Consider the following 13,448-nt stretch of genomic DNA (forward strand, 5'->3'; position numbering starts at 1 on the left):
GTTGCACTATATATTTGTCGTTCCATCTCGACAGTAATCTCTGTTTTAGCCATCCTCAATCCACCTTTTTTTGTACAAAATTCAAATTGTAATACAATAACGTTGTTATTCAGGCATTTGTTTAAACGCTACAATATCATTACGCTTAATAAACATCCCACTAAAATCAAGGTATTCTCCATATTTATAAAATCCGTGACCATTTTTATCGAATGTTTGTGACATAGCCAAATCTTCAGCGAATCCTTCTACCGTTACATATTTGTCTGTTATGAAATCAAACGTTGAATTATTACTTAAAAACAATCTGATAAACATCTACAATTCTCCTTTTCATACAAAACTCAAATTGTATTTCCTTTACAAATCCACTCCTAATCCAAATTTCAAAAGATACATAGCGAGCGTGATAAGAAACCACGCTATCGCTATGACTGCAAAATCCTCTTTCTTCATTCGAACCACCACATTGAACTCATTGACAGTAGCCACATTGTCCAAACAAGTGCAATCCATTTTTTATCACTCATTTAATACCCTCCACAATTCAAGGATTATTAATATCCGCTTGCTAATCGTTTAAAGTTTTCTTCATTCTTTTCTTTATACATTCGAACCACGTCATCCCATGTGTACCCAGCAAATTCAATGATTTTATAGAATAAGTCCATAATCCATAACAACGAACGTTTAGCCCCGATTTTATCTTTGTACTTTACTTTTCCTATTAAATGATTGACTTTCTTGTCCATGTGCAAGAAGGCATTATTGAATTTATGAATCTTACTTTCTGTGATTTCAACTATTTTTAATTCACGTTCTAACTTAAAGTCCATTGCAATAGATAACCAGAAGTGAAGAATATCAATCATTTCTTCTAAAAAAGAATCTTTTGGCTGTTCAAACTTTGTTGACCACATTTTGAAAGCATTTGTGACATTCCAAGCCTCGTTAACTTCATTCTTGAGTGCGTAAACTTTATTAAACATCATGTCATAGCGTGCATAGTTTTCTTTATGTTTTGCTTTAATATCATCATCAAGTACCTTTTGCATTTTGAATAATTCGCTTAGATCTACTACTTCATTAGTCATTACAAACTCGCTCCTTTTTAATTAATAAGTGATATCCTGAGCCGCAGCCCAGGACAAGTATTTATTCCGCAACAGTTTCACCATCAACAAGTTTTAATTGACCAGGAACAATTTCCGTTGTCCCATCTGAATTAACGTTGTATTCCATTCCTTCATGTTGTTCTTCATAAAATTCATCAATAGACATTTGTGAAGGTTCAAGAATGATAGAAACATTTTCACCAGCGAATGGATACAGTTTATTGATTTTATCTTTCGTATCACCTTTTACATTGAATTTCAGAGCAGTTTTTTTACTATCACGTTGGATAGAAGCAAATTCAGCACCAATTGGTTCAACTTCACTTTTCTCCACAGTTAGATGAACAATAGTACCTGGCATTTTCAGCAACTCATCAGCATGTGGAAGTTCATCACTCAATACATGGAACATCAAAACTTCCTTTTTATCATCCTTTTGCATTTTCTTAAATAAAACGTTCAATTTTACCTTTGTCATGGTATCCGACTCCTTTTATATTAGATTGATATTCGAACTAAAGTTTTCCTTTTATTTCAGTGCATTTCTAGCCTTAGAAAGTCTTTCAGCAGCTTTTCGTCTTTGCTCTTCTGTCATAACTCGTAAATTCTTCATTGTTACTTGTTTCTCTTGAAGAACACCTTTAACCGCTATTGGTCTTCCGTCCTCTTCTTCTAAAGTTTGTAATTCGCATAAATTTGCTAGTTTTCGAATGTGCTTTGGAACAGTAGAGTAAACATTCCACTCACCTGTGCTATAGTCAAAAACCAATGTAGTTTCTTGCTCTTCACGAGAATATGCCATATTAATTCGACACCTTTCGACATTTTTTATTTATGCTTTTAACTCTTTATAAATTTCTTTCAGCTGTTCTAAAGATAATTCATAAAGCTGTAATCCTTCTGGTGTTTTGAAGTATCCCATTTCTATCAGCTGGAATTTATAAAAATCCTTTTGTTGCTCTTCTGTTAAATTTTTCTTAATCATAAATACCACCTTAAAACATCCCTGTTTTTAGATAATGTTTTGCTTGATAATAGAAATGATGGTATATCCAATTACCACTGAATTTTTTATCTAAATATACGATTTCAAAACCATATCTTGCTTTAAAAGTATTGAGTCTACCAAGCAATGCTAATGGATTATATTTTGAACGATATTTACCTTGAATCATTTTTTCGTATCCGTGTAGATCCTCCACAATTAAAGTGAATGGAATGTCCTTCGAACGAATCAATTCATTTTCAAACGCTGTTTGCGTATCTTTTTGTAGATTACCTGTAATTTCATCCATATGGGCTTTTCGTTCTACTCGGCTATCCAAATAAATATCCCGCGGTATTCCAAGTTCCTCATTTTTGGGAATCATGCAGCCGTAATCACCCGTATCTAATTTTTGATTTTTTATTGGTACACCCTTTTGATGTAAGTAATCACGGATATGGTCATTTACGTTTTCACGAGTATCGATAACGATTGTGAGTGTTTTAAGAATGTTAGTTATTTCTTTATCTGTGTAATGAAAACGAATCATTCTGATTCCTCCAGTAATTCTGGGTTTTCGTAGATGTTTCCAATGACTATAAACTCATAAATTTCACCGTATACACACTTTTGATAACCTTCCCCAATTTCAAAAGGTAACCATCCGAAGTTGCCCCATTTAACAACATGTTCAGCAAGTGGTTCTTCTTGAAAATGAATCCCGCCTTCATGACGACTGACGATATCCCCTTCATAAATTTCCTTACCGTTCTTGTCTTTTAAGCCTGTGTATTGCATTAGGATGATATTTCCTTGTTTATATTCATATAGTGGGTCATGAAATGATTCGACATCGTATTCCATCATGTTCTCCATCAATCCATCTAATGCCTCATCTTTTAAAACCCATGCTCTAAACTTAATCTCCCTCATTTTCATGTTCCTTTCCTTGCATATAAAACCGCACGTTCATATATCTTTCTTGCCATTGCATTTGATTCATCATTTTCAAATGGTCGATAATCCTCATACATGTCTGTCCAACCGTTCTTAGCAAGTACAATAGTCCAGTCATAGAACATTTGTAATGAATCTTCATCAGCACGTAACCATTCATATAATTTTTGATTATGTTTCCAATCAGAAAACTGATAAAAAATTTTTAGGATTGTGATTTTCTCGTTGCTGGCATCCTTCCACGATTTAAACCACTCATCAATAGCTTGATAGTTTTGTTCCGCAGCTTGCATAACTTCCGCTGGAATTAAATTTTGTCTTTTTATCGCAATTCGACCATCGCTCGGATCGAGATAGATATTTGCACCAGATTTCCAAATTTCACTAAGTATTTTTAATACTTGCATGGAAGTAGTTTCACTCCCCATCTAGCAGGCTTGTTTTTTGATTTATAACGCACTCCAACTCGTTTTAGACTTAATTGATGTCCGAAACTATTACGGCTAATAGGATTTAAGTTATATTTGTTGCAATATTTTAAATAACGATTATATAAATCGTCCGATAGCTCAAAACTTTTAATATCTCGCTTAATATTTTCTTCTACAAATCTTTCCATAATAATCCACCTCTGATACTAAACGTGTTACTTAAATGACCGTTTTTTAACTAAAAAACACCCTAAATTACTCTTATTTTTCATTTAGTAACACGCCATGAGCCTTACAGCACCAAGGGATTAAAGGATTTCGTGTTACTGATGTTACCTTTTGAGTCATTTGTATCCCCTAATAATATATATATTTTATTTTTTATTTTTTTATAAATGACGGAGACAGTAACAAAAGTAACAAAAAAGGTATAAGAAGTGCCTTGAACCCTTGATGCATAAGGGTTTTAAGTAATTTTAAATGTGTTACTTTTAGTAACATTTTCGCTATTTTCATCTAAATTCAGTAACTTTTGCTGCTTAAAAGTATTTTTTCGCTCTATTAAAGTAACACCTTTGATGAAATACTTATTTCTATTACCTCGTTCTCTCTTGAATCCCTGGGATTCTAAAATTCGGTAAAATGCTCGATTTTTTAATTGATGCTCACCATTTCTGAAACACCAATTGGAATAAACTTCATATAATTCTTTTGCTTCAATTTGAACATCTTGTCTTTTAAAACAACATTCAAACATAAACGGTCCGAGAATATCCATTTCTTCTTTGTAATCACCGGTTGCTTTCATAACAATCGCTGGATCATTTAGTCCCGACTTCTGCCACTTCAAGCAACCCTCAATCGCCCAATTCAGAATCCCTGGCATTTCCAAGCTTAATTTTTCTGGTAACTTCTTATCTCGTTTTTCTTTTGGAAGTTGCAGATTGAATGGTACTAATCGTATACGTCTCCAAATCCCTTCATCGACACCTTTAATTACAGGCTTATGGTTTGTAGTAAAGAATACTTTGAACTCTGGTATAAATTCGAAATACTCTTGTCTAAGGAAACGGGCCAACACCGGCTCACCACCCGTTATTTGCTTTACAAAAGCTTCTGAGAGTTGTTCACCCTCTTCACTCTCAATGGCTGATACAAAGCGCGATCCAACTAATCTAGCAATATCGTTATTGGCTCCAGTCTCTTTCTTTTTGATAAAAGTATCTGATTTAGCTTGTTTACCGTATTCCCCCATAAGATCCTTAATCGTATTAATAAAGGTTGATTTTCCATTGGAACCTCCACCGATTAGAAAAACCATTATTTGTTCTGTAATTTCTCCTGTTAAGGAATAACCAATCAATCGTTGCATGTACTCAACCAACTCTTGATCACCTTGGAAAATTTGATTTAAGAACTTCAGCCATTCTGGACATTTCGCATTTTCATCAAACTCAATATTAGTGATTTTTGTTAAATGTAAGTTTCGATCATGCGGCTGCAGCTTTCCTGTTTTCAAGTCAACAATACCGTTTTCTACATTGAACAAATATTTATGTCTATCAAAGTCCTCACGTTCTGCTGGAACCAATGGCATAAGGTCCTTGATGCTATTCATTCGAATATTTCTCCGCTCACACATACGGGCCCATTTCATTTCAGATTCATCTTCTGATTTATAGAGACTGCGAAGTACCTTTGCTGTTATTCGTTCAATTTCTTTTTTCGTGTCCAACTTCCATCGCTTTCCGTCCCATATAAACCAACCAATGTCACTAACATATTTGATTACATGGCCATATTCATATGCGATACGTTCCGCATTTCCGAGTTCAGTTAAACGGAATTTCTTTTTCGGCTTTTCTTCCACAACTTCTGATGCCTCTTCATTAAGGAAATCAAAAGAAAATTCTTCGAATTGTTCCTTGTTATCTAAAATAGTTGTGGAAGTAGATGAAATAGCAGTTGCTATTGTTCTCTCGCCATATGTTTCATTTGTATCTCTAAAATGGATAACGTCCCATTTATCACGCATAAGACTTGATTCACGAAACATGGAATCCATTCGAGTTGCTGACTTTCCGGTCCAGAATGCTAGATGATTACATAAAGCTAAATCGCTTGCTGAATGGTCATCATTAATTAAGTTTCCATTGAATAATGAACGAATCTCATCACCGTTCTTACTTCGAAACATTCTTTCCCACAAGGCTTCATTTGAAATTTTAATTTCGTCCTTTTCAAATTCTGCTAGGTTTACACGTCCCTCAATATCACTATCATCAAAATATTTTTCGAACACCTCAGCTAGTTCATCTGTACGCTCATAAACATCATTAGAGTTTTCACGGTGCCCAGTGAAACTAAAATAACGGCCGTATGAATAAATCTCTAATCCATGTTTAGCATTTTTGCGGCCAGTTCCTAAAACAGATTGTGGAAGGTTCCCTTTGATAATGATGTGGATCCCTTTCCCAGACGGTGAAAACTCTGTATAACTGTCTAATGTATCAATAATTTCTGTTGCAAAAGTGTTTATTTTTCCGTCAACAACACACTTATCAATATCGATTCCAATGTAGTTATCCTGCCTACTAAATACAAAACCGATTCCGTCATAGTCACCTTCTAAATAGAATTTGACAGCTGTTGCAAATGTTGACCAAGTTCGTCTATTATTCGCCTGGGCCATTTCACCAGTGACTTGATATGGAACTTTTGTTGGTTTGCCGTTTCTTTTTTCCTTACGCCATAAGATCCATTGCGGAAGGGCTTTTAACTCAGTAGGGATTTCATTAAAATTGTATGGATTTTCTTTCATTGTGCCCTCCGTTTATTTTTTATTCTTGTAAATAATCATCAATATCTGCACCTAATGAATTACAAGCTCTTTCGAGCGCTTCACGAAGCTTTTGATTTTCATTTTGTAATTTATTAACCTCTGAATCTCTATACATTTCATTAATGATTTTCAACCTACGTGGACTCGGTTTTGTTTCGTCGCGTTCCCACTTTGAGACAATTGATTTGTTAGCACCATCAATTTTTTCTCCGAACGCTTCTAAAGTAAGTCCTAAAGATAAACGGATTTCCTTTATTTCTTTTCCAGTCAGCTCCATATTTCCACCTCATTCACTGTTTTAGGGTATAAAAAAGAGAAGTCGGCAAAACCAACCTCTCTATTAAGTTATTTAGAATGGTAAATCATCATCCCCAACAACAAATGGCTCAGCTGCTGTTACTGGACTTACATCGGATACATCATAGTATTTTGCTTTTGCAGCAGTACGTTTTTGTTTTTGGCCATCAACAACCTTTTCATATTCTTCATGTTTTACAGTAATTTTTAAATTTCTATTGATAAGTTGTTTGGCCATATCGTCTGCTGAAGTAAAGACATGGTTATTAGCGAAGCCACATGCTTTCAATAGTGAGTTAACAATTCGTACAGAAACCTCATGTTCGAATGTAAACATGTTATAAAGCACTTTTGCTCCTTGATGTTTTTGAGGTACATCACTTCGAATCTCGAAATCTACTGTTAATTTATCTTTACCATTTTGTGTTTTACCTGCTACAGCATTGACAATAACAGCTTCATATTTTCCTTCCTCTACTAATTCAAAACCTACACTTGCATTTTCTTCATCGAATTTAAAAAAGCTCATCTTGTCATTTCTCCTTTTGGTTTTTAATTTTTTATTACTGGTGTTATTAATGCTTCTTGCTCTGTTTTTCCAGCTTGTACACGACATAAAGCTGTGCTACGACTTATTCCAAAGTCATCTGCCCATTCCGAAAAACTTCTTGTTACACCGTCAATCGTCACAAGTCTGTTGTTTCTTCTATTTAAATTTTGTTGCTTTCTTGTGGTCCAACGGCAGTTAGTTGGTTCATAGTTTCCGTTGTTGTCTATGCGGTCAATAAGTAAATCATTTTTATAACCATTTTCTAACGACCAATTTAAAAATGATGTAAAATCATTTCGCCATTCGTTACAAACAGCAATTCCTCTACCACCATAATTCTTAAAGTTAGGTATATTTTCGTTGTAGCAACGAGATTTCATATTGCACCAAATTCTATAAAGTCGCATTCCTCTTCTTGTCCCTGGCGGGTCGATTCTTTTACTCATTCATATCACTGTTTTTCTGGCACATAACCAATTTTAAAAATATCTTCATGAGCACAAGCCTTACGTTTATCCAGTTGATTCTTTGCAAACGTGTAAGGTGAAGGCTCTAAAATAAACCCATAATTTTTTGTTTCTTCATTGATAATTGACTTCGCAACCACTTGGCATAAGCCCATAAAATTGTTTAAAATCTTGATTCGAATATCAGGATAAGCCCGATTAACAGCTTGCCCACTAGGTAATTCCCATTTATCAGTGGTTTCCCATGCTGTAAATATTACACGCTTCCCTAATGTTTGGATAAATCGAACACTATCTATTATGAAAAAATCAATCTGCTGATAGTTTGCTTGCGAAGGAACACGATTGTTATTCCCTTCTCGACCTAAGTTTGCAAGCATGGATCTAGTTAACTCTGAAATATTATCGAAAAAAATCGTATCGTATTTTGATAAATCAGTTGTAGATAAATCTTTCATAAGTTCATTCCAATTTGTCCAAGCTTCATAAGTATCGAATTGAACAATATCAATTTTTGAATTACCTGCTAATGGTGCTTGCGTTTTATCGATTGGAATATAAAGTGTATTACCTTCTAAGTAATTTGCTGTGGATGTTTTACGCATTCCTGGATTCCCATATATCAAATACGTTGAGTTATCCGTTGTAATGCTAGAAGCATTTGTGATTTCCAATTAATTCACTCCTTCACCATATTTTTCAGAACAAAAATTGAAGCTTCAATGTCCTGAATCTTACTCTCAGTATCTTGGATATTTTGTTCAACGATTGGTTTCTTTTCTATTAATCTCTCTAAATTTCGTTTATAATCGTTTAGCCTTTTTTGCTCCACGTCTAATGTCTTTTCTAATTCTTCAATAGCAGCATTCATTTTACTCACCCGCTACTTTCTTTGTGGAATGCGAATCTACATATTGTTTGATGCAATCTATTTCATCGTGTATATAATCACCATCAATATCCCGGTACTCTTCCCCAAAATAGATTTCTTTACCGCAACTTTGACAATGATCCATCACGTTATTGAATGAGGAGTCCTGACGGTTCCCGATTACCATTGAATTTTCGAGCATTTGGTATCCCTCCAATTTTCTCTTCCATTCTTTCTTGAGTGTAAAGAGAGAAATAGGTTACATGGTCATTAATAAAGGAAACTTCATAAGGATAATACTTGGATTCACGTTTTAGTATTAATGGCTTAATCTGAGATTCATCTAACAATGATTCCAATACTTCATTTTTTAGATGTACTTCCTTTCCATCAACCCTAATAATTCCATGTTCATTTTGTGCTTCTCGTATAGCTTGTACAGCTTTAGCAACTTCTTTAATATCCATTACTGCCATTCCTCCCCTACAGCTTTTAAGGCTGCTATGCATATTGCCATTGGGGCTGTATTAGCTTTATCCCACCATTCAATAGGTTCCTTTTGTGGATTGTCATGAATGCTATGAAGCTGAATGAAAGTAGCAAAGCATTTTCCATCTCTTCTTCGTTTCAGTTCAAAATTCCAATTGTTTTTTTCTTGTAACGCTCCAACTACTAACCAAGCATCCTCAATATTTGTACTAAACTTAGGTAATTGTGGATGAACAGCACCTATCGGTGTTTCTACCCACATTGATTTAAGAATTGATGTTTCAGGTGGTTTAACCCACCCCATAACCTTTTCCGCGACTAATTCGTCAATTGGTTTGTCGTTCATTTTTAACCCTCCTAATCTATGAATTTAGAATTATACGAGTCGCACCAGTAAAACGATGCACAAGGTGCAATTCCTCGTTTACCTTCTTAAAAATTAACCAATGTTCCGGATTTAATTTGTAGGACTGAATATGAGCCTTTTCACGTCTGGTTGGCTTCTTACCGTTCTTCATGCTTGTCCTCCTTTACATGAAATCAATTCATGCTATAATGACTTTGAATTTTGTTTTCCTAAATCACCTGTTGGCGCAGGTGGTTTTTTTATTGTGCTTGAAAGCATTTCACATTGTGTTTCATAATTAAATATTTTTTAAGTTATGCTCAAGAACAATATCATTATTGAATACAAAGTATGTTTCACCACTTAAAATTTCTTCACCAGTTACATCCTCAATCGGATGATCGTCTTGCTTAACAACTGACTTGTTATTTTCTTTTTGTTCTTCCACAAGGATTGCATCTAAATTATCAGGATCAAGAAAAACTGGCGCCTTACCTATTGGATTTTTATATTCAATTTTTTCTAAAGCACCAAATCCATTTTTAAACGTGTTGAATTCCTCAACTGTAAAACTTGCTGTTGCACCTGATTTAAAAATTACTGTTACTTCCTTCAATTAACTCTCTCCAATCTATTATTCTGGTATAATCCTTCATAGGAGGTGATACTTTTGCTAACTTATAAAAAATGGTTATTAAAATTCAAAGGTGTAGATTTACCTATCGGCGACATAGCAGTCGATGTGGAATTGGATGATAATTTCCCAAATACAAAAGACTATGAAAGCATTCGGAAATATTTAGAAACAAATCCTACATCAGATAGCTTTATGAGAGTTTTCGAATACTCATTTAGAATGTTTTATGAAAGTACTCAGAAAAAACTTTAATAGTCTTGATACTTTCTACGACCAGTAATTACATTCGCAAGACCATCTTGATAAGGTACATTTCTTTCTTTTAATCTCCGAGATGCTTCGTTCGTTACTGCCGTCAACAGTTCTGAACGTTGTATCTCGTTTACGTTGCATTCACTCATACTATTTACCACTGCATATTCAACAGCTTCTTCAAAAGCTTGCTTTAAATTTGTAAATACATCGTTTCCGTCCTTCAATTAACTCACCTCCCTTCAAGATGAAACCTTACGGTTCATATTCTTTAATTGACACTTTGCTTCGATTTCAGTAATAAGTAATAACGCTGGACTCTTTCTCATTTCTGCACATCTTTTTACAATTTCAGATGCTTTCATTAATTTACTTGCGGATAATACTCCGTTCATGAGTAGTCACCTCTTCTTTCTTTTTTTCATCCTTACGAGCTGCTAAAATACGAGGAACTGAAGTTCTCATAAAAAACTCAGCCATTTTCAGTTGAGTTTCTTCACTTGGTGGGTTATCCCATATTGTGCGTCCCATTAATCAAACTCTCTCCCCTCACAACTTCATGAAACGTGAAGTTTGTTGGTAAAAAAATTTCTTCAATGCTTTTTCCAAACTTCTGAGCAATTAAGAACATTTCATTTGCTTTAAACTGGGTAATTCCATGTTCTTTATTAACATATGTTCTTGTATCGACTCCTATTAAATCAGCCATATCCTTTTGCGTTAATCTGTTAAACATGCGTAACGCCACTAACTTATTTTGCAAAGTTGTTCACCTCACTTTCAACAACTTCATAATACATGAAGAATTAACATAATTCAACAATAAATTTCATTTTTTATGAAGTTTATTGTTTTTTTTCATATTTCGTGAATTTTTTAGTTTAAAACTTCATGAAATATGATATAATAGAATCCGTAAGGAGGTGAAATTTCATGAAACAAGATATTTCTAAATATGTTGGTTTACAAATCAAAAACTTTAGAAAGCTAAAGAAAATGACTCAAAAAGAATTAGGTTTACGAATAGGAAAAAAACATAATACGATTTCATCCTATGAAAATGGAACAAACGAACCAGAACAAGATGTATTATTCGCAATAGCGAAAGCATTAGATATATCAATTAACGATTTGTTCCCACCTACAAATGAGATGTATAAGCCTAATAATCAATCTGTTTCTTTAATAAATGAATCTGATTATACTTATATTCCTACTTCAATTTCAGCTGGTTTACCTTTAGAAATTGAGGGAATGACAGAAATGGATTTAGATACTATACGAATTCCTGATTCATTAATGGGGAAATGGGCAGGTAGAGAAGATATTTTTATAACTCGTGTGAATGGCGATTCAATGAATAAAGTCATCCCTCATTCTTCTTTAATTGCTGTAAAAGAAATAAATTTAGAAGAGCTTTATGACAATGATATAGTTGTTTTCAGTAACGGCTGCGATTATTCTGTAAAACGTTTCTTCAATGACAAAGAAAATAAAAGGTTGATATTCCGACCGGATTCATATGACAATCGTTTTTTTGATTACACTATTTCTTATGAAGAAGCTACGAATATAACAATACACGGTAAAGTAGTAATGTATATAGTGTCATTAGACTAATGCACAAATACTTTAAATCCTTAGCGCTAAAGATTTAATGGGCGGCAAATATAGCTGCCCTCTTTTTGAAAGGAGAAATAATAAAATGACAGTTGGTATATACATTCGCGTTTCAACAGAAGAACAAGTTAGAGATGGATTTTCTATTTCTGCTCAAAGAGAAAAATTAAAAGCATATTGTATAGCACAAGATTGGAATAGTTTTAAATTTTATGTAGATGAAGGTATATCTGCTAAAGATACAAATCGTCCACAATTAAACCTGATGTTAGATCATATCAAACAAGGGTTAATTACTACTGTACTTGTTTATCGTTTAGATCGTTTAACGCGTTCTGTAATGGATTTATACAAGTTACTAGATACATTTGATAAATATAATTGTTCATTCAAATCAGCAACAGAAGTATATGATACTTCTACAGCGATGGGCAGAATGTTTATCACAATTGTTGCGGCTTTAGCACAATGGGAAAGAGAAAATTTAGGTGAACGTGTACGAATGGGACAAATAGAAAAAGCTCGACAAGGCAAATATTCAGCAAAGGCGCCGTTTGGATTCGATAAAGATCAGCATGACAAGCTTGTGATAAACGAAAACGAAAGTAAAGTTGTTTTAGACATGGTTAAAAAAGTCGAGGAAGGATATTCAATTAGACAACTTGCTACACATCTGGATAGCTATGTACAGCCTATTAGAGGTTATAAATGGCATATACGTACCATATTGGATATTCTTTCAAATCCAGCTATTTACGGAGCAATTAAATGGTCTGGTGAAATAATAGAAGGTGCACATAAAGGGATTATTACTAAAGATAGATTTATGAAGTTACAAAAAATCTTATCAAGCAGACAAAATATAAAAAAACGTCAAACAAGTTCAATTTTTATTTATCAAATGAAACTGATCTGTCCTAACTGCGGTAATCGTTTAACTTGTGAACGTTCTAGATATTATAGAAAAAAAGACGATCAGCATATAGAATGCAATCAATATCGTTGCCAATCTTGCGCTTTAAACAAAAAAAATAAGCCTTTCGCTACTAGTGAAAGAAAAGTAGAAAAAGCTTTATTGAATTATATCCATAATTTCGAAATAAACAAAGTGCCCAAATATAAAGTGGAAGATGATGAATCTGATATCTTAAAAAAACAATTAACAAAAATCGAGAGACAAAGAGAGAAGTTTCAAAAAGCATGGTCAAATGATTTAATGACAGATGAAGAATTTACTAATCGAATGAATGAAACAAAACCCATGCTCGAAGAAATAAAACAAAAACTGCATACTTTGAATAATAATAAAACTGAAGAAATAGACTCTAACGTTATAAAAGAAGTTGTTACAAACATCAAGAATAACTGGTCCTTTTTAACTTCTTCAGAAAAAAAACAATTTATGAATATGTTTATAGAAGGTATTAACGTTACGAAAAATGAAGGAAATACTGTAATTACAAATATAGATTTTTATTAGTGTTTATGTTATGTTTACACATGTAAAGTTCTCACAAATACAATAAAACAAAAGAGCACAGCGTGTATATACAGTGCGACAAACACTATATATACCGTCCGCCTAACCA

The 13,448-nt window shown here is 33.6% G+C and carries 24 protein-coding genes and 1 pseudogene; 3 read left to right on the plus strand and 22 right to left on the minus strand.

From position 1 onward, the window contains the following. Nucleotides 1–105: 105 nt before the first annotated feature. From MR056_RS20880 to MR056_RS20975, 19 genes and pseudogenes are all read right to left on the minus strand, one after another. On the minus strand, nucleotides 106–318 hold the full coding sequence (locus MR056_RS20880; RefSeq protein ID WP_242136667.1) for a hypothetical protein: 213 nt from the start codon (nucleotides 316–318) through the stop codon (nucleotides 106–108). Nucleotides 319–557: 239 nt separating this feature from the next. After that, a complete protein-coding gene (locus MR056_RS20885) occupies nucleotides 558–1,094 on the minus strand; it encodes a dUTP diphosphatase (protein WP_242136668.1) in 537 nt (178 codons plus the stop codon). 61 nt (nucleotides 1,095–1,155) lie between these two features. Further along, nucleotides 1,156–1,593, minus strand: coding sequence for a hypothetical protein (locus MR056_RS20890; protein ID WP_242136669.1), 438 nt, complete (start codon nucleotides 1,591–1,593; stop codon nucleotides 1,156–1,158). Nucleotides 1,594–1,644: 51 nt separating this feature from the next. Then, nucleotides 1,645–1,917 (minus strand): hypothetical protein, encoded by a 273-nt coding sequence (locus tag MR056_RS20895; protein ID WP_242136670.1) that lies wholly within the window; start codon nucleotides 1,915–1,917, stop codon nucleotides 1,645–1,647. 30 nt (nucleotides 1,918–1,947) lie between these two features. After that, a complete protein-coding gene (gene fbpA / locus MR056_RS20900; RefSeq protein WP_242136671.1) occupies nucleotides 1,948–2,100 on the minus strand; it encodes a Fur-regulated basic protein FbpA in 153 nt (50 codons plus the stop codon). Nucleotides 2,101–2,110: 10 nt separating this feature from the next. After that, a complete protein-coding gene (locus MR056_RS20905) occupies nucleotides 2,111–2,650 on the minus strand; it encodes an ERCC4 domain-containing protein (RefSeq protein WP_242136672.1) in 540 nt (179 codons plus the stop codon). Next, the gene (locus MR056_RS20910; protein WP_242136673.1) at nucleotides 2,647–3,033 is read right to left on the minus strand and encodes a YopX family protein; all 387 of its coding nucleotides are present in this window, start codon (nucleotides 3,031–3,033) and stop codon (nucleotides 2,647–2,649) included. Before MR056_RS20910 ends, MR056_RS20905 begins: the two co-directional genes overlap by 4 nt. A 2-nt stretch (nucleotides 3,034–3,035) precedes the next feature. Continuing rightward, a complete protein-coding gene (locus MR056_RS20915; RefSeq protein WP_242136674.1) occupies nucleotides 3,036–3,464 on the minus strand; it encodes a hypothetical protein in 429 nt (142 codons plus the stop codon). Next, the gene (locus MR056_RS20920; RefSeq protein ID WP_087099822.1) at nucleotides 3,452–3,676 is read right to left on the minus strand and encodes a primase-like DNA-binding domain-containing protein; all 225 of its coding nucleotides are present in this window, start codon (nucleotides 3,674–3,676) and stop codon (nucleotides 3,452–3,454) included. Before MR056_RS20920 ends, MR056_RS20915 begins: the two co-directional genes overlap by 13 nt. A 278-nt stretch (nucleotides 3,677–3,954) precedes the next feature. Beyond that, nucleotides 3,955–6,309 (minus strand): phage/plasmid primase, P4 family, encoded by a 2,355-nt coding sequence (locus MR056_RS20925; RefSeq protein WP_242136675.1) that lies wholly within the window; start codon nucleotides 6,307–6,309, stop codon nucleotides 3,955–3,957. A 19-nt stretch (nucleotides 6,310–6,328) separates the two neighbouring features. Further along, nucleotides 6,329–6,607: a helix-turn-helix domain-containing protein gene (locus MR056_RS20930; RefSeq protein ID WP_242136676.1), complete on the minus strand. Its 279-nt coding sequence runs from the start codon at nucleotides 6,605–6,607 to the stop codon at nucleotides 6,329–6,331. 72 nt (nucleotides 6,608–6,679) lie between these two features. Next, nucleotides 6,680–7,156 (minus strand): DUF669 domain-containing protein, encoded by a 477-nt coding sequence (locus tag MR056_RS20935; RefSeq protein ID WP_242136677.1) that lies wholly within the window; start codon nucleotides 7,154–7,156, stop codon nucleotides 6,680–6,682. Between the two features lie 23 nt (nucleotides 7,157–7,179). Continuing rightward, entirely contained in the window at nucleotides 7,180–7,623 is a 444-nt protein-coding gene (locus tag MR056_RS20940) for a hypothetical protein (RefSeq protein WP_140388466.1), read from the minus strand. 5 nt (nucleotides 7,624–7,628) lie between these two features. Continuing rightward, on the minus strand, nucleotides 7,629–8,318 hold the full coding sequence (locus MR056_RS20945; protein WP_242136678.1) for an AAA family ATPase: 690 nt from the start codon (nucleotides 8,316–8,318) through the stop codon (nucleotides 7,629–7,631). A 5-nt stretch (nucleotides 8,319–8,323) separates the two neighbouring features. Continuing rightward, nucleotides 8,324–8,515 (minus strand): hypothetical protein, encoded by a 192-nt coding sequence (locus tag MR056_RS20950; RefSeq protein ID WP_098595949.1) that lies wholly within the window; start codon nucleotides 8,513–8,515, stop codon nucleotides 8,324–8,326. A gap of 149 nt (nucleotides 8,516–8,664) precedes the next feature. After that, nucleotides 8,665–8,982, minus strand: coding sequence for a type IV pilus biogenesis protein PilM (locus MR056_RS20960; RefSeq protein WP_242136680.1), 318 nt, complete (start codon nucleotides 8,980–8,982; stop codon nucleotides 8,665–8,667). Next, a complete protein-coding gene (locus tag MR056_RS20965) occupies nucleotides 8,982–9,350 on the minus strand; it encodes a BC1872 family protein (protein ID WP_242136681.1) in 369 nt (122 codons plus the stop codon). Before MR056_RS20965 ends, MR056_RS20960 begins: the two co-directional genes overlap by 1 nt. Before the next feature lie 16 nt (nucleotides 9,351–9,366). Continuing rightward, complete coding sequence (locus MR056_RS20970) at nucleotides 9,367–9,522, minus strand: DUF6906 family protein (protein WP_242136682.1); 156 nt, start codon at nucleotides 9,520–9,522, stop codon at nucleotides 9,367–9,369. An 88-nt stretch (nucleotides 9,523–9,610) separates the two neighbouring features. After that, a pseudogene (locus MR056_RS20975) lies at nucleotides 9,611–9,966 on the minus strand (hypothetical protein). Between the two features lie 45 nt (nucleotides 9,967–10,011). Between MR056_RS20975 and MR056_RS20980 the strand changes: the two are divergent. Then, on the plus strand, nucleotides 10,012–10,239 hold the full coding sequence (locus tag MR056_RS20980; protein ID WP_242136683.1) for a YozE family protein: 228 nt from the start codon (nucleotides 10,012–10,014) through the stop codon (nucleotides 10,237–10,239). Here MR056_RS20980 and MR056_RS20985 read toward each other — a convergent pair. The 3 genes from MR056_RS20985 to MR056_RS20995 form a co-directional block, all read right to left on the minus strand. Beyond that, nucleotides 10,236–10,466: a hypothetical protein gene (locus MR056_RS20985; RefSeq protein ID WP_242136684.1), complete on the minus strand. Its 231-nt coding sequence runs from the start codon at nucleotides 10,464–10,466 to the stop codon at nucleotides 10,236–10,238. The genes MR056_RS20980 and MR056_RS20985 overlap by 4 nt on opposite strands. A 15-nt stretch (nucleotides 10,467–10,481) precedes the next feature. Then, nucleotides 10,482–10,634: a hypothetical protein gene (locus MR056_RS20990; protein ID WP_176371971.1), complete on the minus strand. Its 153-nt coding sequence runs from the start codon at nucleotides 10,632–10,634 to the stop codon at nucleotides 10,482–10,484. Between the two features lie 113 nt (nucleotides 10,635–10,747). Next, complete coding sequence (locus MR056_RS20995) at nucleotides 10,748–11,002, minus strand: helix-turn-helix transcriptional regulator (protein WP_242136685.1); 255 nt, start codon at nucleotides 11,000–11,002, stop codon at nucleotides 10,748–10,750. Between the two features lie 170 nt (nucleotides 11,003–11,172). Between MR056_RS20995 and MR056_RS21000 the strand changes: the two genes are divergently transcribed. Next, nucleotides 11,173–11,859 carry a helix-turn-helix domain-containing protein gene (locus MR056_RS21000; RefSeq protein WP_242136686.1) on the plus strand — a complete coding sequence of 229 codons (687 nt, stop codon included), beginning with the start codon at nucleotides 11,173–11,175 and terminating at the stop codon, nucleotides 11,857–11,859. Between the two features lie 85 nt (nucleotides 11,860–11,944). After that, nucleotides 11,945–13,339: a recombinase family protein gene (locus tag MR056_RS21005; protein WP_242136687.1), complete on the plus strand. Its 1,395-nt coding sequence runs from the start codon at nucleotides 11,945–11,947 to the stop codon at nucleotides 13,337–13,339. The last annotated feature ends 109 nt before the right edge of the window (nucleotides 13,340–13,448 follow it).

Origin of the sequence: Bacillus cereus group sp. BfR-BA-01360, from assembly GCF_022663595.1 — a bacterium.
Taxonomy (GTDB): Bacteria; Bacillota; Bacilli; order Bacillales; family Bacillaceae_G; genus Bacillus_A; species Bacillus_A cytotoxicus.

Coding starts and splice junctions, on each gene's coding strand:
- MR056_RS20880 (WP_242136667.1), bottom strand. CDS start 318: ATGTTTATCAGATTGTTTTTAAGTAATAATTCAACGTTTGATTTCATA.
- MR056_RS20885 (WP_242136668.1), bottom strand. CDS start 1,094: ATGACTAATGAAGTAGTAGATCTAAGCGAATTATTCAAAATGCAAAAG.
- MR056_RS20890 (WP_242136669.1), bottom strand. CDS start 1,593: ATGACAAAGGTAAAATTGAACGTTTTATTTAAGAAAATGCAAAAGGAT.
- MR056_RS20895 (WP_242136670.1), bottom strand. CDS start 1,917: ATGGCATATTCTCGTGAAGAGCAAGAAACTACATTGGTTTTTGACTAT.
- fbpA (WP_242136671.1), bottom strand. CDS start 2,100: ATGATTAAGAAAAATTTAACAGAAGAGCAACAAAAGGATTTTTATAAA.
- MR056_RS20905 (WP_242136672.1), bottom strand. CDS start 2,650: ATGATTCGTTTTCATTACACAGATAAAGAAATAACTAACATTCTTAAA.
- MR056_RS20910 (WP_242136673.1), bottom strand. CDS start 3,033: ATGAGGGAGATTAAGTTTAGAGCATGGGTTTTAAAAGATGAGGCATTA.
- MR056_RS20915 (WP_242136674.1), bottom strand. CDS start 3,464: ATGCAAGTATTAAAAATACTTAGTGAAATTTGGAAATCTGGTGCAAAT.
- MR056_RS20920 (WP_087099822.1), bottom strand. CDS start 3,676: ATGGAAAGATTTGTAGAAGAAAATATTAAGCGAGATATTAAAAGTTTT.
- MR056_RS20925 (WP_242136675.1), bottom strand. CDS start 6,309: ATGAAAGAAAATCCATACAATTTTAATGAAATCCCTACTGAGTTAAAA.
- MR056_RS20930 (WP_242136676.1), bottom strand. CDS start 6,607: ATGGAGCTGACTGGAAAAGAAATAAAGGAAATCCGTTTATCTTTAGGA.
- MR056_RS20935 (WP_242136677.1), bottom strand. CDS start 7,156: ATGAGCTTTTTTAAATTCGATGAAGAAAATGCAAGTGTAGGTTTTGAA.
- MR056_RS20940 (WP_140388466.1), bottom strand. CDS start 7,623: ATGAGTAAAAGAATCGACCCGCCAGGGACAAGAAGAGGAATGCGACTT.
- MR056_RS20950 (WP_098595949.1), bottom strand. CDS start 8,515: ATGAATGCTGCTATTGAAGAATTAGAAAAGACATTAGACGTGGAGCAA.
- MR056_RS20960 (WP_242136680.1), bottom strand. CDS start 8,982: ATGGATATTAAAGAAGTTGCTAAAGCTGTACAAGCTATACGAGAAGCA.
- MR056_RS20965 (WP_242136681.1), bottom strand. CDS start 9,350: ATGAACGACAAACCAATTGACGAATTAGTCGCGGAAAAGGTTATGGGG.
- MR056_RS20970 (WP_242136682.1), bottom strand. CDS start 9,522: ATGAAGAACGGTAAGAAGCCAACCAGACGTGAAAAGGCTCATATTCAG.
- MR056_RS20990 (WP_176371971.1), bottom strand. CDS start 10,634: ATGAACGGAGTATTATCCGCAAGTAAATTAATGAAAGCATCTGAAATT.
- MR056_RS21000 (WP_242136686.1), top strand. CDS start 11,173: ATGAAACAAGATATTTCTAAATATGTTGGTTTACAAATCAAAAACTTT.
- MR056_RS21005 (WP_242136687.1), top strand. CDS start 11,945: ATGACAGTTGGTATATACATTCGCGTTTCAACAGAAGAACAAGTTAGA.